Genomic DNA, 20809 nt, shown 5'->3' with positions numbered 1-20809 from the left:
TTATTTCTTCAGTTCGAGCAGGCTGTCGATGTTGTCCATCATCTGGCTCTTTTGCTGGATCGGCGCGAGCTTGAAAAACATCTGCTGCAGCATCTCGATCATCTGCAGGTATTCCATCTTGCCCACGGCGGCCATGTCGTTTTTCGCGCGACTGCCAGGGGCGCAGGCAAACTTCAGCGCTTGCTGGACCCAGAACTCTTTCGGGGTCTGCCATTGGTTGGCAACTTTAAGATGACGCATGGTGTAGGCGAGACGCTCGATGGACTGGCCATTGATGAAACGCACCTTGCCCGTAGAGCATTGGGCTTCGAGGTTGTAGACGTCGATCATCGGTTTGCCGGGTTCTTCATACACCAGCGTCACCGCGACCATGGTCGCGCCTTTGGTCTTCTGCGAAGGCACCACCGACGTCGCATCGGCGACGTACATGATGTTTTTCTGGGGCACGCCGTTGCCGTAGATAATCCACCAGTCGCCAATCGGATTGGGCTCTTCGGCCATGGCCGGATTGGAGGCGGCCAATAGCGCAGCCGACAAGAAGATCAACTTCTTCAGCTTGAAGAAAGAGGTCATGGGCAGTTCCGTTCCTTGGGCGCAAGTTGCCAGGCAACAAGGCTGGTTATTGTTCAGGCGGCGATTTTGCGAGCCGGAACAACCAAGGGCAATTAGCACGGATGGGCTAATGGCGCGCAGCCATTGCGGGTCAGGTGCCGCGTGGTTTCGCCCGCGCCGTGGCTTCGGCGACCAAGGGATCGTCCGGCCAATAGTGCTTCGGATAACGCCCCTTGAGATCCTTCTTCACCTCGGCATAGGTGCTGCGCCAGAAGTTGGCCAGGTCCTGAGTGACCTGCACCGGCCGCCGCGCTGGCGACAGCAGATGCAGCTTGACCACTTGCCGGCCGCCGGCGATCCGTGGCGTATCGGCCAGACCAAACAGCTCTTGCAAACGCACCGCGAGAATCGGCGGATGTTCGCTGTAATCCAGACGAATCGATGAACCCGACGGCACGTTCAAATGATGCGGCGCCATTTCGTCGAGCTTCTGCGGCAGCGGCCACGGCAGCAGATTACGCACGATGCTCGACAGGTCGAGGTTGGCGAAATGGCTGAGCCGCGAGACCTTGCCCAGATACGGCATCAGCCAATCTTCCAGGGTATTCAACAATGCCGCATCGCTGACATCCGGCCATTGGCTGTCGTCCTGAGTGTTCAGATCGAGCTGACGCAACAGCGCCACCCGCGCCTGCCACTGGCGCAGTTCCGGCGTCCACGGCAACAGCTCAAGACCCTTGCGCCGCACCAGACTGACCAGCGCCTGACTGCGCGCGTTTTCATCCAGACCGGGCAACGGTTCGCGGCTGAGAATCAGCTCGCCGACCTTACGCTGGCGCTCGGCACGCAGCACGCCTTCGCGTTCATCCCAATCGAGTTGATCGACGCTGCGCACTTGCTCGGCGAGCACCGAATCGAACAGCGCCGGATCGAAATCCGCCGCCAGATAGATGCGTTCTTCGCGCTGGCCCTGACGGCTGCCGAGATCGGCAATAACAATCCACTCGTGCTTCATCAGGCTATCGGCCTCAGCGAACAGCGCCGCGCGACCGTTGGCCAAACGGTATTCGGCCCCACCGGCACGCCGTTGCTGGGCGACGCGATCCGGGTAGGCCAGCGCCAGCAGCGCGCCGAGCCAGCGCGGATGCTCGGGATCGTTTACCGGTTCGCTCGGCTTGCCACGCAAGTAGCCGCGATACTGCCGAGCCAATTGCCGGGCACGTTGCACCCCGCCCTGCGCGACACGACCGGCACGTTCTTCGCCGGAAAGCAGGACCAATCGGCTGTGCAGATCCGCACCAGCGCCGCGCAGGATATCGCGCTCGCCGAGCAGCGCCGCCACATCGCAGGCCATCGCCGCCAGCCCCAGCGCCTGACCGCGCAACAGCAAATGCGCGATGCGCGGATGCGCCGGCAGTTCGGCCATGGCTTGGCCGTGGGCCGTCAGCGTGTCGCCGTGCAAGGCGCCGAGGCGTTGCAGCAGATCCTGCGCTTGGGCATACGCGGCGGCGGGCGGTATGTCGAGCCAGACCAGTTCGCCCGGGGTCACGCCCCAGCGCCCGAGTTGCAAAGCGAGGCTGGCCAGATCCGCCGAGAGAATTTCCGCGCTGCCATAAGCCGCCAGTTGTTCGTGCTGATCCTGTGACCACAAGCGATAACACACGCCCGGCTCCAGTCGCCCGGCGCGGCCGGCACGCTGGGTGGCGCTGGCCTTGGAGATGCGTTGGGTGTCGAGGCGGGTCATGCCGCTGCCCGGGTCGAAGCGCGGCACCCGCGCCAATCCGGCATCGATGACCACGCGCACGCCGTTGATGGTCAGGCTGGTCTCGGCGATGTTGGTTGCCAGCACCACTTTGCGCTGACCGGGCGGCGCCGGATCGATCGCTGCACGTTGCGCATTGAGGTCGAGTTCGCCGTGCAACGGGCACAGCAGAACGTCTTTGCGCTCGCCGATTGCGTCGACCAGTTGCTGATGTACGCGACGGATCTCCGCCTGTCCCGGCAGGAACACCAGCAGGCTGCCGGTCTCGTCGTGCAGCGCTTCGAGCACGGTTTGGGTAACGCGCTGGTCGATATATTCGCCCGGCTGGAACGGCCGGCCCCAGCGCATCGTCACCGGGTACATGCGCCCTTCACTGCGCAGGATCGGCGCGTCATCGAGCAAGCCGGCCAGGCGCTCGCCTTCGAGGGTGGCCGACATCAGCAGAATCTTCAGCGGCTGTTCAGCGCGAAACAGCTCGCGACCGTTCAGACTGAGGGCCAGCGCCAGATCGGCGTCGAGACTGCGTTCATGAAATTCGTCGAAGATCAGCAGGCCCACACCCTCCAGCGCCGGGTCGTCCTGCAAGCGCCGGGTGAGAATGCCTTCGGTGACCACTTCGATACGCGTCTTCGGGCCAACCTTGCTGTCGAGGCGGATGCGATAGCCGACGGTTTCACCGACCTGCTCGCCGAGCTCGCTGGCCAAACGCTCCGCCGCCGCCCGCGCAGCCAAGCGCCGTGGTTCGAGCATGACGATGGTCTGCCCGGCCAGCCAGGCCTCGTTGAGCAAGGCCAAAGGCACGCGGGTGGTTTTACCGGCGCCGGGCGGTGCTTCGAGCACGGCTTCGTGGCGTGACGCGAGGGCTTCACGCAGGGCGGGTAAAACATCGTCGATCGGCAAAGAAATCATGCTGGCTCCCAAACAGAGGGCCGAGTATAACGGCGAACTGCCGGGCGTTCGTCAGGGTCTTAACTTCACAAGACGAAGCTTCGTTATTTGATGACTCAGGAGACATTTCCATGCGCTTACCCTCTCGCCTGATCGGCGGTGTTCTGGTTGCCACTCTGCTCACGCAACTGTCGGCGTGCGGTTCGATTTTCTACCCGGACCGGCGTGGCCAGATCGACGGCAAGATCGACCCGGCGATTGCCGTGCTCGATGCCGTCGGCCTGCTGTTCTACATCATTCCCGGGCTGATCGCGTTTGCCGTCGACTTCGCCACCGGGGCGATCTATTTCGAACCGGGCCACACCGCGCAGATCGATCCGGCCAAGCTCAAGCAAGCCATCGGCCCCGACGGTCAGGTCGACAATCACAAGTTGCAGGCGATTCTCGAGAGCGAGCTGGGCCGAGATTTTCCTCTGGATGATCCGCGCCTGATCCAGCACAAGGGCAGCACTCAGCAACTGGCGATGTTCGGCCTGCAACCGGCTGCTTGAATAAGGACGTTCAATGACCTCCAGCCCTGAACACGCCCGCCTGCTGCGGCTGGCGACCCGCGCCTCGGTGGCGGTCGCCTGCACGCTGATCGTCGCCAAGGCGATTGCCTGGTGGCTCAGCGGATCGGTGAGCATGCTCGCCGGCCTCACTGACTCGGCGCTGGATGGCGTCACTTCAATGCTCAATCTGCTGGCAGTGCATTACGCCTTGCGCCCGGCGGATGATGATCACCGTTATGGCCACGGCAAAGCCGAATCGCTGGCGGGCATGGCCCAGGCGTTGTTCATCGGTGGCAGCGCGGTGCTGATCGCGTTTCAGGCCTACCAACGCTTGCAGACGCCGGAACCGCTTGGCGCACCGTGGCTGAGCATCGGTGTGATCGTGTTTTCCCTGCTGCTGACGGCGGCGCTGCTGATGTTGCAGCACCGGGTGATCAAGCAGACCGGCTCCAACGCCGTGCGTGCCGACTCGCTGCATTACCGTTCGGACCTGCTGCTCAACGGCAGCATCCTGATCGCGCTGGTGTTGGCCGCGATGGGTTTTGCGCAACTGGATGCGTGGTTCGGCCTGGGGATCGCCGCGTACATCTTCTGGAGCGCAATCCAGATTGCCCGGGAAAGTTTTTCGGTGCTGATGGACGAGGAACTGCCGACCGATGTCAGCCAGCACATGCTCGAACTGGCATGCAGCGTCCCCGGCGTACTGGGTGCGCACGACCTGCGCACGCGGATCTCGGGCAACCACTGGTTTGTGCAATTGCACTTGGAACTGCCGGGCGAACTGACCCTGTCAGTCGCCCATGGCATCAGCGACCAAGCGGCGGCGGCGATTCACAAGGCCTATCCGAAGGCCGAAGTGCTGGTGCACGCTGACCCACAGGAAGTAGTGCTCGCCGCCCGCACTCAGTAATTGACCTGATAACCGCGACTGCTCAGGCAGTTGCCCTGCGCCTGGCGATAGGCCTGAACCACTTCGGGTGCCGGTTGATAGGTCGCGGCGCGCGGGTCGAAACCGCTTTGCTGCACCGCGTACTGAGAGCACTGGTAACCGTCCTGCTGCACTTGCTGCGGCGACTGGCCGTTGGCCGGGTAGGCTTCGACGTCATAGCCCTGAGCTTGCGGTTGCGGCGGTTGCTGCAGCGGCGGCTCGACCACCACGTAATCCTGCGTCGCCTCTTGATAGGCGTAATACGAGCCGGCGGCGAGGAACAGCAGCGAGCCGCCGATCCACACTTCACGGGCGTAATCCGGCAAATACTGGATGCGGATCCCGCGCGGTGGTTGCACGACGATGTAGCGCGGGCCTTGCGGGCGATACCAGTAGCCGCCGGAATAGAAGTAATCCTGACCGCGATACGGCACGCGGTAATCACGATCCGGGAAACGATCGATCACATGGCCCGGACGATACTGCGGGCCAGGACCCCAGCCATTGCCATGACCGTTCGGCCGTCCCGGCCAGCGGTTGTCATCGGGACGCGGCTGCGTCTGCCATTGCTGATTGTGGTAACCGTTTTGCGGGCGCTCGTCGCGGTAGTAACCCTGACGCGGTTCCTGGGTCTGGCGCACGGCGTCGGTTCGCGGCTGGATCGGCAGGTTGTTGCCCGGCTGGCGAGGCGGTTGCGGACGCTCATCGGCACGGTTGCGGTTCTGCCATTGACCGTCATTGTTATGCGGCTGGCCGTTGTGCTCGAACTGACGGCTGTTGTCGCCACGGATGATCCCGTCGTTCTGCGGCCCGTTGCCCGGCCCACGATTCTGCGGCTCATCGGCCAGCGCTTGCGCACTGACACCCACACACAGCAAACCAACACCGGCCAGACGCCAGATGCGCGAATTCATGCTTTTCCTCACTGCGGGAGCCTGTCGTTGGCAGGGCTTATTGCTGAGACTCGAAACAGCCCCACCGGGTTCTGCAACAGGTTATCAGTCGCGCGACTTATTTATTGAGGCGCCAAGATGAAATCGCAGGCAAGAAAAAAGGGAGACCCGTCGGCCTCCCTTCTGAGAACTTCGTCCTGGCTCGACGCTTTTGACGTCGGCTCACCTCACCCCGTCTTCTGGACAGTGTGCAGCTCGGGGGCCGGCACATCCCCGGTGGGGGTGGCGGCCGCGGCGGGCCTGATTGGGCGGGCCGCGTGGACTGTGTTACCGAGCAGTGATTCTGGTGATAAGAATAGGCCTGAAGCCGCGACAGAGGATTGCGAAAATTGCTCAATTAAACACTGCTTGCGCAATTTTTAACCCTGGATAGATAATCCGCCGCAATAGTTACGACCAAGGACAGATTGATGAGCAAACTCGACCGGTATGACCTGAGTATTTTGGCGGAATTGCAGCGCGACGCCCGTATCTCCAACCAGGAACTGGCCGAACGCATCGGTCTGTCGCCCTCGCCTTGCTCGCGCCGGGTCAAGCAGTTGGAAGACGATGGCTATATCTCGCGCCAGGTTGCATTGCTCGATCGCAAGATGCTCGGGCTGAGTCTGACCGCGTATGTGCTGATCGGCATGGACCGGCACACGCCGGAACGCTTCGAGAATTTCGAAGCGGCAATCCGCACATTGCCGCAAGTGCTGGAGTGCAGTCTGGTGACCGGAGTGGATGCTGACTACCAGTTGAAAGTGGTGGTGCCGGATATGGATCACTATCAGAAATTACTGCTGGGGCACCTGACCCGGATCGAGGGGGTCACCAGCGTGCGGTCGAGTTTTGTGCTGAATCAGGTGCTCAACAGCACCGAACTGCCGCTGACTCATTTGCGTAGCTGATATCCCTTTCGCGAGCAGGCTCGCTCCCACATTTGGAATGCATTTCAACCTGTGGGAGCGAGCCTGCTCGCGAAGGGGCCGGCACAGGCGACGCAGATCAATGCCCCGCCATCCGCCCTTGGCGTATACTCGCCGCCGCCCTTTCAGCCCTGTCCGCGCCGGAGATCGCCAATGGATCCAGCACTGTTCGAAGAGTGGATGATGACCGGTCTGGTCAGCATCCTGATCATTTTCATGGGTTTCATCGTCTGGGATCTGGCGAAGAAGTCCAAGGCCGGGCGGTTCGGCTCGTTCATTCTGTTTTTCGTGCTGGGCCTGGGCGTGGCCGCGTTCATCATCAAGAGTGTGGTGATCGGCCTGATCGAATCCGGCGCCTTATAAGCGCGCTGGTACTTCCTGCCACTGGCCCTGATCCAGCCCTTCAATCGTCCAGTCACCAATCCTGACCCGCACCAGCCGCAAAGTCGGCAATCCGACCGCTGCCGTCATGCGCCGCACCTGACGGTTGCGCCCTTCGCGAATCACCAGTTCCAGCCACGAAGTCGGTATGGTCGCGCGAAAGCGTACCGGCGGATTGCGCGGCCACAATTGCGGCTCAGCCAGTTGCCGCGCTTCGGCGGGCAGAGTCATGCCGTCATTCAGCTCGACGCCATCACGCAGGCGCTGCAACTGCTCGGCCGTCGGCTCGCCCTCCACCTGCACCCAATAGGTCTTGGCCAGTTTGTGTTTCGGATCGGCGATGCGCGCCTGCAACTGGCCGTCGTTGGTCAGCAGCAACAAACCTTCGCTGTCGCGATCCAGACGTCCGGCCGGGTAAATCCCCGGCACATCGATGTAATCCTTGAGTGTCGCCCGCCCTTCACCGTCGCTGAATTGCGTCAGCACATCGAAGGGTTTGTTGAACAGGATCAGTTTCGGCTCGGCCGGTGGTGCCTTGGCAACACGGCGCGGGGCAGAAGACTGAGGCTTCACGCCGGGACGGCGGGAAGGTGGACGCGGGGGACGGGACATAAGAGACAGAACATTTAGCGATCAGGGCTGACAATGCTAGTGCCCCGACCGCCAAATGACCACGACTAACCGTTAACGGAACGGCGGCTCGTCGAAGCTGCGCAGTTTGCGCGAGTGCAGCGAGTTGAGTTCGGTACGCAGCAGATCCACCGCTTCGATGCCGATTTTCAAATGCTGGCTGACCGCACGTTCATAGAAGGCGTTGGCCGAGCCCGGCAGTTTGATTTCGCTGTGCAGTGGTTTGTCCGAAACGCAGAGCAACGTGCCGTAAGGCACACGCAGGCGATAACCTTGCGCTGCAATCGTGCCGCTTTCCATGTCCACCGCAACCGCGCGGGACAGGTTGATCAGCGGCCGCTCCTGAGCCCAGCGCAATTCCCAGTTACGGTCGTCATAGGTCAGAACCGTGCCGGTGCGCAGGCGCTTCTTCAGATCGTCGCCCTTCTCGCCAGTGACATTCGCCGCCGCCTGCTGCAGAGCAAGCTGCACTTCGGCCAGTGCCGGGATGGGAATATTCGGCGGCACCACACGATCAAGAATGCCGTCGCGACGCATGTAGGCGTGGGCCAGCACGTAATCGCCAATGGTCTGCGACTGACGCAGGCCGCCGCAGTGGCCGATCATCAGCCAGCAATGCGGGCGCAGCACGGCCAGGTGATCGGTAATGTTCTTGGCGTTGGACGGGCCGACACCGATGTTGACCAGCGTCACGCCGTGGCCATCGCTGGCGATCAGGTGATAGGCCGGCATCTGGTAACGGTGCCAGACCACACCGGCGGCAATCGCCGAGGCTTCGCCGTGGTCCATGCTCTTCTCGATGATCACGTTGCCCGGCAGGACCATGCGCACGAAACGCGGGTCGCGGCGCAACTGCTCCAGACCATGAACGATGAACTGATCGACGTAGCGATGATAGTTGGTCAGCAGAATCCACGGCTGCACATGGCGCCAGTCACTGCCGGTGTAATGCACCAGCCGGCGCAGCGAGAAATCCACGCGCGCCGCGTCGAACAGCGCCAGAGGCAGCGGATCGGTGTTTTCCCAGTCGTAGAGGCCGTCGGCAATGCCATCGGTGGCGGCGGACAGATCGGTGCTCGGGAACACCCGCGCCAGCACCGCTGCAGTGACGCCGGAACCGGCCAGTTCATCGCCCTGCTCGACCACATACGGATACGGAATGTTCTGCTGGCTGACGCCGACTTCGACGGTCACGGTGAAGTCGTGCATCAACGGCGTCAGTTGTTCGAGCAGGTATTTGCGAAACGCCGCCGGGTGGGTGACGGTGACGCTGTAAGTGCCCGGCAACTGCACCTTGGCGTAAGCGCGGGTGGTCTGCGGCACTTCGCCCTGGCAGTGGTAGGTCAGACGCAGTTCGGGATAACGAAACAGGGCACGCTGTTCGGCGTCGGGCTCGACGCGGTCCTTGAGGTAACGCTTGAGGGCAGAATTCAGCGCAGTGGTGGCCCGCTCATGCAGCTCGGCCAGACGATCCACGGCTTGTTCGGCGGTTTGAACGACAATAAACGCTTCGGTCACGATCAGCTTCCTGTGTTCTGACTTGCAGAGCTTCATCTTGCCTGCATCGTGGACGCACGGGAACAGTGGCGTTGTGGCGATACTTAAATCTGCAGACCAATGATTTCCCCTGTGGGAGCGAGCCTGCTCGCTCCCACAGGGGGAGATTTGAGGTGGGTCAGAAAAGCGGTGGAGTCGAGCGGGCGACGATCGCTTCGACGTCCAGCCCACGCGGCAACGCGCCGTAGACCCGACCGCCACCGCTCAGACGGCTGGCAATGAAGGCATCGCTGACCACGGAATTCCCAGCCTCCAGCAACAGTTTGGCCTGCAACCCAAGGGCGATGTCTTCGGTCAACTGCCGCGCCCGATACTGAATGTCACTGGTGTCCTTGAACTGCGCCTGCAACTGCTGGATATGTGCGGCGAGACGCTTGTCGCCATGGCCATCGCCCAATTCGCTGAACAGCACATCCAACACACCCGGCTCCTTCGACAACGCGCGCAGCACATCCAGACATTGCACATTCCCCGAACCTTCCCACGTCGAGTTCACCGGCGCTTCGCGGTACAGGCGCGGCAGGATGCTGTCCTCGACGTATCCAGCACCGCCCATGCATTCGGCGGCTTCGTTGATCATTCCTGGCGCGCGCTTGCAGATCCAGTATTTGCCCACTGCCGTCACCAGCCGCGCGAACTGCGCTTCGTGGCGATCATCCAGATGATCGAGCGCCTTGCCCATGCGCAGACTCAGCGCCAACGCCGCTTCGCTCTCCAGGGCCAGATCGGCCAGCACGTTTTGCATCAGCGGCTGCTCGCTGAGCAATTTGCCGCCGACCTTGCGGTGCGCGCAGTGATGGCTGGCCTGGGTCAGCGCCTGGCGCATCAGCGAGCTGGAGCCGACCATGCAATCGAAACGGGTCATCGCGACCATCTCGATAATGGTCGGCACGCCGCGCCCTTCTTCGCCGATCATCCACGCCAGCGCGCCACGAAACTCCACTTCGCTGGAGGCGTTGGACTGGTTGCCGAGTTTGTTTTTCAGACGCTGGATGTAGAACTGATTGCGCGTGTCGTCCGGACAATGGCGCGGCAGCAGGAAGCAACTCAAACCGTTGTCGGTTTGCGCCAAGGTAAGGAAGGCGTCGCACATTGGCGCCGAACAAAACCACTTGTGCCCGACCAGTTCATAAGCCTGACCCGGGCCGCTGGCGCCGACCGGGTAAGCCTTGGTGGTGTTGGCGCGGACATCGGTGCCGCCCTGCTTCTCGGTCATCGCCATGCCGATGGTCACGCCGGCCTTGTGCGCCATGCCGACGTTGCGCGGATCGTAGTCGGTGGCGAGGACTTTCGGCAGCCACTGCTCAGCCAGCTCCGGCTGCAAGCGCAGGGCCGGCACGCTGGCGAAGGTCATGGTCAGCGGGCAACCACTGCCGGCCTCGGCCTGGCTGTGCAGATAGGTCATCGAAGCGCGGGCGACATGCGCGCCGTCCTGCGGGTGTGCCCAAGGCAGCGAGGTCAGGCCATGTTCGATCGCCGTGCGCATGAGCTCATGGTAAGCCGGGTGAAACTCGACCAGATCGATGCGATGGCCGTAGCGATCATGGCTGGCAAACACCGGTTTGTTCTGGTTGGCGAGAAACCCCGCCTCCATCAGCGGCCCACCCGCGAGTGCGCCATAGGCATCGATGCGCGACTCGGCCCAACCGGCGCCAAAACGCCGCGACCACTCCTGCAGCGGCAGGTCGATGCGGTACAGGTTGGCGCCGTCCAGCGACGGCGGCTGATTGGTGACTTCGTGGGTTTCGGCGAACTGATGCAGGTTCATGACGGCGCTCCGTGTTCAGCAATGGCACCAGTTAAGCACTGGTGCTTTTTTGAACAAAGCGTCATAGCCGCCGTTTTTGCGGCGCTTTTACCCCATCAGCAACTCAGCACGCGGCGCTGCAACGCAGCCTGCAGATCCTCGAATTTCACTGGTTTGTGCAGATAGTCGATAGGCGCGCCCGGGGCGCATTGCTCGCGGTCAGCGCTCAGCGCCAGCATGAACACCGGCAGGTTTGCACAGCCTGGCAATGCATGGATCTGGCAGCACAGCGATGCGCCGTCGTGGTTGGGCAACTGGCAATCGATCAGCACTGCATCGAAGCTTTCCCGTTGCAGGCAGTCCAGCGCGGCGGCGCCGTTATCCGCGCTGCGCACGCGGAAACCGAGCTTGAGCAACATGCCGCGCATCACCAATTGATTGACGCTGTTGTCGTCCACCAGCAGCACTGTGCAGTCCTGCGGCGCACGAATGCAATCGCGAGGCGGCTGATCCGCAGGCGCTTCGATCACCGGCAGTTCGAATTCGACATCGAGCTGGAAGCGGCTGCCGCGTCCGGGCTCGGAGCGATGGGTGAGTTTGCCGCCGAGCAACTCGACCAGTTGCCGGCAGATCGCCAGACCCACCCCCAGGCCGCCGTATTCGCGAGTCATCGAACCGTCGAGCTGGAAGAAACGCTGATACAGGGTCGCCTCGCCCAGATCAGTGAAACCGATGCCGGTGTCGATCACCGCAAACGACAGCGCCATGCGCTCATCCGCCGACGGCCGACCGGTAACGCGCAACGCCAGCCCGCCGACGCGAGTGAACTTGATCGCATTGTCCAGCAGGCATTCCAGGCACTGCGCCAGTTTCGCGCTGTCGCCGAGCAAGCGATCCGGCAGGGTCGGCAGCACCTCGACCTTGAAGTCCAGCGACTTGCTCGCTGCATTGCCTTCGAACTGCACGCGCAACGCTTCGATCACGCCGCGCAGGCTGAAACTGCCCGGCGTCGCCTTGAGCTTGCCGGCCTGCAACTCAGTGAGCGTGAGGATGCCATTGACCATGCGCATCATGTCGCGGGCGGAACCGGCGGCGGTCTGTTGATATTGCTCAAGCTCGGGATCGAGGTCGACGGTCTGCATCAGCTCCAGCGAACCGATCACGCCGTTCATCGGCGTGCGCAGTTCGTGGGTCAGCGTCGCGAGGAATTCATCCTTGAGCTTGTTGCTGTGGGCCAGTTGCTGGTTGAGCACTTCGAGTTTCTGCCCGGCGTCGAACAAGGTCTGCGCCTGTTGTTCGCGCATGGCGTTGATGCGATCGGCCAGCGCCAGCGACAGCAGCGCCACCTCGATCGCCGAGCCGATCTGGCTGGCGTACATGGTCAAAAACACGTTGGGCAGCAGGCCCAGCACCATCAGCGTATTGACGATGCCGCCGAGCAGGAACGCCGACCAGGCGATTATGAAGTAACGCGCCACGCGCAAGCCGCGCCACCAGGCAAGAATCCCGGCGGCAAAGATCACCACGGTGAAGGTCAGCGCCAGTGTGGTCGCCAGGCGCAGGGCCAAGGCGTAACTGGTCATCAGCGACAGGCCGATCACCAGTGCACTGAAGGCAATCAGACCGATCAGCAAGCGATCCAGCCAGGGGCTGTGGGTCTTGGTCTGCAGGAAACTGCGGGCGAACTGGCTGCCGAACAGCCCGGCGCAACCGATGAAAAACGGCGTCGCGGCGTTGGCCCACCATGGGTTGTCCGGCCAGAAATACTCGACCGCCGCGCCATTCACCGACAATTGATAGAGGCCGAACGAGCCGATATAGAAGATGTAATAGAGGTAACTGGTGTCGCGCACGCTCAGGTAGATGAACAGGTTGTAGACCAGCATCCCCAGCAGCACGCCATAAATGATGCCGAGCACATACAGGCGCACCGGTTGGTCTTCGAGGTACGCGGTACTCGACCACAACGTCACCGGCGCCTGGATCGAGCCTTCGCTGGCCAATCGCAGGTACAGCGTCTGCTGTTGATCCGGTTTGAAGGGTAGGTCGAACAGGTAGTTGTTCTGGCGGATCTCGCGACTGGCGAAGGGCAAAGCATCGCCGGTCTGGCGCACCAGTCGGTAGGCGCCACTGGCGTCGGGCAAGTAAAGGTCGAGGTGATCAAGCGGCGGATATGCCAGTTCCAGTAGCCAGGTGCGCTGGGCGGCCGGGTTGCTCGGGCGGTAATGCAGGTCGATCTTCAGCCAGAATGCCGAACGCGAGTAACCGGCATTGAGCGTGGCTTTGTCGTGGGCTTTGAACTGGCCGGCGGCATCTTGCGCGCGGACGTCGGCAATCGTCGCCTGACCGCTCGGGTCTTCGAACACTTGCAGCGATCGGCCCAGTGGCAGGCTCTGGGTGAATTCGTCGAATTCGACGGCGCTCGCCATAAGGGGCAAGCAGAACAGCAACATCAGCAAATAGCGCATTGAAGCCCCAGCGTGGCTCGTCCGGTTGTGTCAGGAAGCCCCCCATTCCCTTTGAGTAGACGTAAAACCGGTATTACCTGTGATTGTTTGGATCCAGCCTAGCATAGCCGTTGATGGCCATTGAGCACCATGGAAATTTTTCCTACAACGGCTCTAGAACGGGCGTTCCAGGGCAAAGCACCGAGATAGAGCTGTTGGAATGGTCAGGAACGTCAAAGATCGCAGCCTCCGGCAGCTCCTGCATTTATCTTGCTCTGCCACCCACACCCCAAAATCAGCTTTGGTGGTAAGCTCGCGCACCATGAATATCTACAGCTCCCGCCCCGTTGTCCTCTGTCTCTCCGGCCACGACCCCAGTGGTGGCGCCGGCTTGCAGGCAGATATCGAAGCCCTGCTCGCGCAGGGTTGCCATGCGGCTCCGGCCGTCACCGCCCTGACCGTGCAAGACACCGTCAACGTCACTGACTTCCGCGTCCTCGACCGTGAGTGGGTACTGGCCCAGGCCAATGCCGTGCTCAATGACTCCGAAGTCGCCGCAGTGAAACTGGGCATGCTCGGTTCGCTGGAGATGGTCGACACCGTGGTCGAACTGCTCTCGGCGCACCCGCACCTGCCAGTGGTCTGCGACCCGGTGCTGCGTGCCGGCGGCGGCGGACGCCTGGGCAAGGACGAGGTCGGCTACGCGATGCGCGAGCGTCTGCTGCCGCTGTCGATCATTGCCACGCCCAATCTTCCTGAAGCGCGCATCCTCGCCGAACTGCCCGAAGGCACGGCCGACGAGTGCGCAGAAAAACTCCTGCCATTCGTCAAAAACCTGCTGATCACCGGCGGCCATGGCGACGAAACTGAAATCCACAACCGCGTGTACAGCCGCGACGGCCTGCGCGAAACCTTTATCTGCCAACGTCTGCCGGGCAGCTATCACGGCTCCGGTTGTACGCTGGCGAGCGCCCTCGCCGGTCGCCTGGCTCAGGGCGAACACCTGGCCAGTGCCGTGCGCAGTGCGCTGGATTACACCTGGCGCACGCTGCGCGATGCCGAACAACTGGGCAAAGGCCAGTTCGTGCCGCGTCGCCTGCCGCTGGATTTCTGCTCGTAACGTCGTGAGGTCTGCCCGATGAAACTCCGTGGCCTGTATGCCATTACCGACAGCCAGTTGCTGGCCGGCAAGTTTCTGTCTTACGTGGAGGCGGCGCTCGACGGCGGCGTCACCCTGCTCCAATACCGCGACAAGAGCAGCGACGAGGCCCGCCGCCTGCGCGAGGCCGAGGCGTTGCGCAACCTGTGCGAGCGCTACAAGACGCAACTGATCATCAACGATGACGCCGAGCTGGCCGCACGCCTCAACGTCGGCGTGCACCTCGGGCAGACCGACGGCCCGCTGTCGCCGACCCGCGCCCTGCTCGGTTCGAAAGCGATCATCGGTTCGACCTGCCACGGGCAAATCGCCCTGGCCGAACAGGCTGCCAAAGAAGGCGCGAGTTACGTTGCCTTCGGCCGCTTCTTCAATTCCACCACCAAACCCGGTGCGCCGAGTTGCAGCCTCGACTTGCTCGACGAAGCCAAACGCACGCTGCACTTGCCGATCTGCGCGATTGGCGGCATCACCCTCGATAACGCCGCGCCACTGGTCGAGCACGGTGTCGATCTGCTCGCCGTGATCCACGGTTTGTTCGGCGCCGAGAGCAGCGCCGAAGTGACCCGCCGCGCCCGCGCCTTCAACGAACTTCTGAAAATCTGATTTGAGAGCCCGATCATGTCTCGTTCCGAAACCCTGTTTGCCAATGCTCAGAAACACATCCCCGGCGGCGTCAACTCGCCGGTGCGCGCGTTCAAGAGCGTCGGCGGCACCCCGCTGTTCTTCAAACACGCCGAAGGCGCTTACGTCACCGACGAAGATGACAAGCGTTATGTCGATTACGTGGGTTCGTGGGGGCCGATGATCCTTGGCCACAGCCATCCGGACGTGCTCGACGCGGTGCGCAATCAACTGCAACACGGCCTGTCCTACGGCGCGCCGACGTCGATGGAAACCGAGATGGCCGATCTGGTCTGCTCGCTGGTGCCGTCAATGGACATGGTGCGCATGGTCAGCTCCGGCACCGAAGCGACCATGAGCGCGATCCGTCTGGCCCGTGGTTACACCGGTCGCGACAGCATCATCAAATTCGAAGGCTGCTACCACGGCCACTCCGACAGCCTGCTGGTCAAGGCCGGTTCCGGCGCTCTGACCCAGGGCGTACCGAGCTCGGCCGGCGTGCCGGCAGCGTTCGCCAAACACACCCTGACCCTGCCGTTCAACGACATCGACGCGGTTGAAGCGATGCTGGCTGAAGTGGGTGAGGACGTGGCGTGCATCATCGTCGAACCGGTCGCCGGCAACATGAACTGCGTGCCGCCAGCGCCGGGCTTCCTCGAAGGCCTGCGTTCGCTGTGCGACAAACATGGTGTGGTGCTGATTTTTGACGAAGTGATGACCGGTTTCCGCGTCGCCCTCGGCGGTGCCCAGGCGCACTACGGTGTGACGCCGGACCTGACCACGTTCGGCAAGATCATAGGCGGCGGCATGCCGGTGGGCTGCTTCGGCGGCAAACGCGAAATCATGCAGCGCATCGCCCCACTGGGCCCGGTGTATCAGGCCGGTACGTTGTCGGGTAATCCGCTGGCGATGGCTGCCGGTCTGACGACCCTGCGTCTGATCAGCCGCCCGGGCTTCCACGCCGAACTGACCGACTACACCGCGCGCATGCTCGACGGTCTGCAACAGCGTGCCGATGCTGCGGGCATCCCGTTCGTGACCACTCAGGCCGGCGGCATGTTCGGTCTGTACTTCAGCGGCGCCGACGACATCGTCACCTTCGACGACGTGATGGCCAGCGACGCGGCAATGTTCGGTCGCTTCTTCCACTTGATGCTGGAAGGTGGCGTGTACCTGGCGCCGAGCGCTTTCGAAGCCGGTTTCACCTCGATCGCCCACGGCGAAGCCGAGTTGCAACTGACGCTGGACGCTGCCGAGCGCGCCTTCGCCGCATTGAAATAGTCGCCGTACCGCTGACGTTGGCTATGGCCAGCGTCAGCTTTCGCCTACATCCGCTCGGCTTTTCCGACGCGTCTGCGAAAATCCTGCCTGAATCGGGCGATATATTCCCCACGCAGCAGAAAAACGAGTAAAGACTTTGTAAGGTTGGCCCTGCTTATTTCATAATGCGCGCTTATTGGATCCCTCGACGGGTCCGCGTGCCCTTCAGAGGTAAGTCGATTCCCATGAACCGCACCGGCCGCACCCTTGCATTGGGCTGCCTGTTGCTCCTTCAGCCCCTGCTCGCGCATGCACAAGCAGGCGGCAACTCGTTGTTGATCCCGGCGATGGGTCGTTGCACCCTCAATACTCAGCCGCAAGACGTCACGCAGGCATTGGCCGCCTGCCAGAAAGCGGCGGACGAAGGGGACGCGCAAGCGCAATACGAGTTGGGTGAGTTCTACTACGACGGCAAGAACGCGCCGCGCGACCTCAATCAAGCCCTGAGCTATTTCGAAAAGGCCTCGCTGCAAGGCCACGCCCAGGCGCAATTCAAGCTCGGCAGCATGTTCTTCCACGGCGAAGGCGTGCAGGCCAACAATATCCAGGCCTACATCGTGCTGAAGATGGCAGCGGTCAACGGTGCTGAAGAGGCATTGGACACGGCTGACGAAGTCTCGGAAAAAATGTCCCGCGAAGATCTCGAAACCGCCACTCAGGTGCTCGGGCAGATTTTCCGCAAATACCTGATGGAACTGCAGAACGCCGACGGGCGCACGCCATTCTCCCCACTGCCCTAAAGGCTGTGGAGATTACCTGTGGCGAGGGGATTTATCCCCGTTCGGCTGCGAAGCAGACGCAAATCCATTCAGCGAGATGTGTCAGACAGAACCGGATTGTAGTGTCTAGGGCCGCTTCGCAGCCCAGCGGGGATAAATCCCCTCACCACAAACTCATTCCAATCCAGAATCCGCTGTTACTTTTCAGGCATCGGCATCGGAAACGGCATGACATTGCCGACCGCGCCCCGGGCCTCGCTGATTTTCGGCGTGCCCAGACGTTCCACTTCGTCGATGCGCACGATCGAATGCATCGGCACAAAACTGCGCACCACGCCTTCAAACTGCGCCTTGAGCTTTTCTTCGCTCGGATCGACGACCATTTGCGTGCGCTCGCCAAAGACGAATTCTTCAACTTCCAGGAAACCCCACAGATCACTTTGATAGATCTGCTTGGCGTACATTTCGAACACCTGGCCCTGGTTGAGGAAAATCACCTTGTAGATTGGAGCTTCGCGTTTGGTCATGGCGGGCGGATAACATCGGGGTAAAAATGAGGGCGCGAACTATAGCATAGCCACCGGACGCACAGCGGTAGGAACCTGACGGCTTGTTCCCTATAATGCGCGGTTCTTTGAATCACGTGACGACCCGAATCCATGGCCAAGAAGCTTTACATCGAAACCCACGGTTGCCAGATGAACGAGTACGACAGCTCGCGCATGGTCGATCTGCTGGGCGAACATCAGGCCCTGGAAGTCACCGCTCGCGCGGAAGACGCCGACGTGATTCTGCTCAACACCTGCTCGATCCGCGAACGCGCGCAAGACCGCGTGTATTCGCAGCTCGGCCGCTGGCGCGAACTGAAGCTGGCCAACCCCGACATGGTCATCGCCGTCGGCGGTTGCGTGGCCAGTCAGGAAGGCGCAGCGATCCGTGATCGCGCTCCGTACGTCGACGTGGTGTTCGGCCCGCAGACCCTGCACCGTCTGCCGGAAATGATCGACGCCGCGCGCAGCAGCAAGCTGCCGCAGGTCGACGTGTCGTTCCCGGAAATCGAAAAATTCGACCACCTGCCCGAGCCGCGCATCGACGGTCCGAGCGCTTATGTGTCAGTGATGGAAGGTTGCAGCAAGTACTGCACGTTCTGCGTGGTGCCGTACACCCGTGGCGAAGAGGTCAGCCGACCGTTCGACGACGTGATCGCGGAAATCATTCACCTCGCCGAACACGGCGTGCGTGAAGTGACGTTGCTCGGGCAGAACGTCAACGGCTATCGCGGCCAGACCCACGACGGTCGCCTGGCCGACCTGGCCGAACTGATCCGCGTGGTCGCCGCTGTCGATGGCATCGACCGCATCCGCTACACCACGTCGCACCCGCTGGAGTTCTCCGATAGCCTGATCCAGGCCCACGCCGAAGTGCCGGAACTGGTCAAGCACCTGCACTTGCCGGTGCAGTCGGGCTCCGACCGGATTCTCGCGGCGATGAAGCGTAACCACACGGCGCTGGAGTACAAATCCAAGCTGCGCAAATTGCGCGCCGCCGTACCGGGGATCTGCATCAGTTCGGACTTCATCGTCGGTTTCCCCGGCGAAACCGAAAAGGACTTCGAACAGACCATGAAGCTGATTGCCGATGTCGGCTTCGATTTCTCCTACTCGTTCGTCTATAGCCAGCGCCCGGGCACGCCCGCTGCCGATCTGGCCGACGACACGCCGGAAGAATTGAAGAAAGAACGCCTGAACGCGCTGCAACATCGTCTGAATCAGCAGGGCTTCGAGATCAGCCGACAAATGGTCGGCTCGATCCAGCGCATTCTGGTGACCGATTACTCGAAGAAAGACCCGGGCGAGCTGCAGGGCCGCACCGAGAATAACCGTATCGTCAACTTCCGCTGCGACAATCCCACCCTGATCGGCCAGTTCGCCGACGTGCACATCGACGCCGCGCAACCGCACTCGCTGCGTGGTTCTTTAATTCAATAACGCCGCATTTCTCCTGTGGGAGCGAGCCTGCTCGCGAAGGCGGTCTGTCAGACACATCAATTTTGAATGTGTCGCCGCCTTCGCGAGCAGGCTCGCTCCCACAGGTAAAGCGCAGCGGCGCTGATCGGCTGAGATATTTAAGAGCTTTCGCACCCACGCCACTGGCGTTATCCTTGATTTCATCCTAATTGCCCCAGGGCGGCTAAATACGACCTTGAACGCACCCATCGAACCACATCGTTTTCTCCTCGAGCCTTTTGAGGCTCGCCGCTTCGCCAATCTGTGCGGGCAATTCGACGAGCATTTGCGCTTGATCGAACAGCGCCTGGCCATCGAGATCCGCAATCGCGGAAACCAGTTCGAGTTGATTGGCGATCCAAAACTCACCACGTCCGCGGAAAACCTGCTGCGCCGCCTGTACCGCGAAACCAAGGGTACCGAGCTGTCGCCAGACCTGGTTCACCTGTTCATTCAGGAATCAGCAGATATCGACAACCCGGCCCCTGCCGAAGCGACCGTCGCCCTGCGCACCAAGAAAGGCATGATTCGCCCACGCGGCTTGAATCAGCAGCGCTACGTGAAGGAAATCCTCGGCAACGACATCAATTTCGGCATCGGCCCGGCCGGTACCGGCAAGACCTATCTGGCCGTGGCCTGCGCGGTGGATGCGCTGGAGCGCGAGCAGATCCGCCGCATCCTGCTGGTGCGTCCGGCAGTCGAAGCGGGGGAAAAACTCGGCTTCCTGCCCGGCGACCTGTCGCAGAAGATCGACCCGTACCTGCGCCCGCTCTACGACGCGCTGTACGAAATGCTCGGTTTCGAATACGTCGCCAAGCTGATCGAGAAACAGGTGATCGAAGTCGCGCCGCTGGCCTACATGCGCGGTCGTACGCTGAACAACAGCTTCATCATTCTCGACGAGAGCCAGAACACCACCGTCGAGCAGATGAAGATGTTCCTCACGCGCATCGGCTTCGGCTCCACCGCCGTGATCACCGGCGACATCACCCAGGTCGACCTGCCGCGCGGCACCAAGTCCGGCCTGCACCATGTGATCGAAGTGCTCAAAGACGTGCCGGGCATCAGCTTCACCCATTTCCAGCCCAAAGACGTCGTGCGCCACCCGTTGGTGCAGCGGATCGTCGAGGCCTACGAGCGCTTCGAGACCCGTGCCGAAGCTGCGAAGGAAGCCTCGCGCGATGCTTGAGCTGGATCTGCAAATCGCCACCGAGGCCAGCGCGCCGAGTGAAGCCGAGTTCCGCCAGTGGTGCGAACTGGCCGTGCGCCAGCGCAGCGCTGATTCGGAAATGACCATTCGTCTGGTCGACGAGGAAGAAGGCCGCGAGCTCAATCACACCTGGCGCCACAAGGACTACGCGACCAATGTGTTGTCGTTCCCGGCGGAAGTGCCTGACGAGTTTCTCGATATTCCGCTGCTCGGCGATCTGGTGATCTGCGTGGCCGTGGTCGAACGCGAAGCCGCCGAGCAGGGCAAGGAACTAAAGGCCCACTGGGCACATCTGGTCATTCACGGCTGCTTGCATCTGCTCGGTTACGACCATATAGATGACGACGAAGCCGAAGAAATGGAAGCACTGGAACGCGAGTTGCTTGCTGAACTGGGCTATCCCGATCCGTACGCGGATGACGAAACCGAACACTCCCCCATCGTTACAACAAAGGATTCAGAGTAATCGC

The 20809-nt window shown here is 61.8% G+C and carries 19 protein-coding genes; 11 read left to right on the top strand and 8 right to left on the bottom strand.

Annotation, left to right across the window (positions count from 1 at the left end; translation table 11 throughout):
• Both D8U82_RS12065 and hrpB read right to left on the bottom strand, forming a co-directional pair.
• Window positions 1–573 carry a hypothetical protein gene (locus D8U82_RS12065; RefSeq protein ID WP_122610962.1) on the bottom strand — a complete coding sequence of 191 codons (573 nt, stop codon included), beginning with the start codon at window positions 571–573 and terminating at the stop codon, window positions 1–3.
• A gap of 130 nt (window positions 574–703) precedes the next feature.
• Window positions 704–3223, bottom strand: coding sequence for an ATP-dependent helicase HrpB (hrpB, locus tag D8U82_RS12060; protein ID WP_130902265.1), 2520 nt, complete (start codon window positions 3221–3223; stop codon window positions 704–706).
• Window positions 3224–3333: 110 nt separating this feature from the next.
• On the opposite strand from hrpB, the gene D8U82_RS12055 reads away from it, so the two are divergent.
• Both D8U82_RS12055 and D8U82_RS12050 read left to right on the top strand, forming a co-directional pair.
• A complete protein-coding gene (locus tag D8U82_RS12055; protein WP_016773056.1) occupies window positions 3334–3753 on the top strand; it encodes a hypothetical protein in 420 nt (139 codons plus the stop codon).
• Between the two features lie 13 nt (window positions 3754–3766).
• Window positions 3767–4663: a cation diffusion facilitator family transporter gene (locus D8U82_RS12050; RefSeq protein ID WP_130902264.1), complete on the top strand. Its 897-nt coding sequence runs from the start codon at window positions 3767–3769 to the stop codon at window positions 4661–4663.
• Here D8U82_RS12050 and D8U82_RS12045 read toward each other — a convergent pair.
• Complete coding sequence (locus tag D8U82_RS12045) at window positions 4657–5595, bottom strand: DUF6515 family protein (RefSeq protein WP_130902263.1); 939 nt, start codon at window positions 5593–5595, stop codon at window positions 4657–4659. The two genes, D8U82_RS12050 and D8U82_RS12045, sit on opposite strands and share 7 nt — an antisense overlap.
• 449 nt (window positions 5596–6044) lie before the next feature.
• Between D8U82_RS12045 and D8U82_RS12040 the strand changes: the two genes are divergently transcribed.
• Window positions 6045–6524, top strand: a complete 480-nt coding sequence (locus D8U82_RS12040) for an Lrp/AsnC family transcriptional regulator (RefSeq protein ID WP_007909658.1) — start codon at window positions 6045–6047, stop codon at window positions 6522–6524.
• A 171-nt stretch (window positions 6525–6695) separates the two neighbouring features.
• A complete protein-coding gene (locus D8U82_RS12035; protein WP_016773053.1) occupies window positions 6696–6905 on the top strand; it encodes a DUF2788 domain-containing protein in 210 nt (69 codons plus the stop codon).
• On the opposite strand, the gene D8U82_RS12030 is transcribed toward D8U82_RS12035, so the two are convergent.
• The 4 genes from D8U82_RS12030 to D8U82_RS12015 all read right to left on the bottom strand — a co-directional run bounded on the left by D8U82_RS12030 (window position 6900) and on the right by D8U82_RS12015 (window position 13325).
• Window positions 6900–7535 (bottom strand): pseudouridine synthase, encoded by a 636-nt coding sequence (locus tag D8U82_RS12030; protein WP_016773052.1) that lies wholly within the window; start codon window positions 7533–7535, stop codon window positions 6900–6902. The genes D8U82_RS12035 and D8U82_RS12030 overlap by 6 nt on opposite strands.
• A 72-nt stretch (window positions 7536–7607) precedes the next feature.
• Window positions 7608–9107, bottom strand: coding sequence for an AMP nucleosidase (amn, locus tag D8U82_RS12025; protein ID WP_016773051.1), 1500 nt, complete (start codon window positions 9105–9107; stop codon window positions 7608–7610).
• 121 nt (window positions 9108–9228) lie between these two features.
• Window positions 9229–10878, bottom strand: coding sequence for an acyl-CoA dehydrogenase family protein (locus D8U82_RS12020; protein ID WP_130902262.1), 1650 nt, complete (start codon window positions 10876–10878; stop codon window positions 9229–9231).
• A gap of 95 nt (window positions 10879–10973) precedes the next feature.
• On the bottom strand, window positions 10974–13325 hold the full coding sequence (locus D8U82_RS12015) for a hybrid sensor histidine kinase/response regulator (protein WP_130902261.1): 2352 nt from the start codon (window positions 13323–13325) through the stop codon (window positions 10974–10976).
• Window positions 13326–13626: 301 nt separating this feature from the next.
• Here D8U82_RS12015 and D8U82_RS12010 point away from each other — a divergent pair, with 301 nt between their 5' ends.
• The 4 genes from D8U82_RS12010 to D8U82_RS11995 all read left to right on the top strand — a co-directional run bounded on the left by D8U82_RS12010 (window position 13627) and on the right by D8U82_RS11995 (window position 17144).
• A complete protein-coding gene (locus tag D8U82_RS12010; RefSeq protein WP_007909650.1) occupies window positions 13627–14424 on the top strand; it encodes a hydroxymethylpyrimidine/phosphomethylpyrimidine kinase in 798 nt (265 codons plus the stop codon).
• Window positions 14425–14442: 18 nt separating this feature from the next.
• Window positions 14443–15066, top strand: coding sequence for a thiamine phosphate synthase (thiE, locus tag D8U82_RS12005; RefSeq protein WP_076564266.1), 624 nt, complete (start codon window positions 14443–14445; stop codon window positions 15064–15066).
• Window positions 15067–15081: 15 nt separating this feature from the next.
• On the top strand, window positions 15082–16365 hold the full coding sequence (gene hemL / locus D8U82_RS12000; protein ID WP_016773047.1) for a glutamate-1-semialdehyde 2,1-aminomutase: 1284 nt from the start codon (window positions 15082–15084) through the stop codon (window positions 16363–16365).
• A gap of 224 nt (window positions 16366–16589) precedes the next feature.
• Window positions 16590–17144, top strand: coding sequence for a tetratricopeptide repeat protein (locus D8U82_RS11995; protein WP_016773046.1), 555 nt, complete (start codon window positions 16590–16592; stop codon window positions 17142–17144).
• A 176-nt stretch (window positions 17145–17320) separates the two neighbouring features.
• Here D8U82_RS11995 and D8U82_RS11990 read toward each other — a convergent pair whose 3' ends face one another.
• Window positions 17321–17650: a DUF1820 family protein gene (locus D8U82_RS11990; protein ID WP_016773045.1), complete on the bottom strand. Its 330-nt coding sequence runs from the start codon at window positions 17648–17650 to the stop codon at window positions 17321–17323.
• A gap of 132 nt (window positions 17651–17782) precedes the next feature.
• Between D8U82_RS11990 and miaB the strand changes: the two genes are divergently transcribed.
• From miaB to ybeY, 3 genes are all read left to right on the top strand, one after another.
• A complete protein-coding gene (gene miaB / locus D8U82_RS11985; RefSeq protein WP_016773044.1) occupies window positions 17783–19111 on the top strand; it encodes a tRNA (N6-isopentenyl adenosine(37)-C2)-methylthiotransferase MiaB in 1329 nt (442 codons plus the stop codon).
• A 214-nt stretch (window positions 19112–19325) separates the two neighbouring features.
• Window positions 19326–20318, top strand: coding sequence for a PhoH family protein (locus tag D8U82_RS11980; protein WP_016773043.1), 993 nt, complete (start codon window positions 19326–19328; stop codon window positions 20316–20318).
• Entirely contained in the window at window positions 20311–20805 is a 495-nt protein-coding gene (gene ybeY, locus D8U82_RS11975; RefSeq protein WP_130902260.1) for an rRNA maturation RNase YbeY, read from the top strand. Before D8U82_RS11980 ends, ybeY begins: the two co-directional genes overlap by 8 nt.
• Window positions 20806–20809 lie beyond the last annotated feature (4 nt).

Source organism: Pseudomonas sp. Sample_23 (genome assembly GCF_004307595.1).
In the GTDB taxonomy this organism is placed as follows: Bacteria; Pseudomonadota; Gammaproteobacteria; order Pseudomonadales; family Pseudomonadaceae; genus Aquipseudomonas; species Aquipseudomonas atacamensis.
This window is presented reverse-complemented; position numbering and strand designations above follow the sequence as displayed.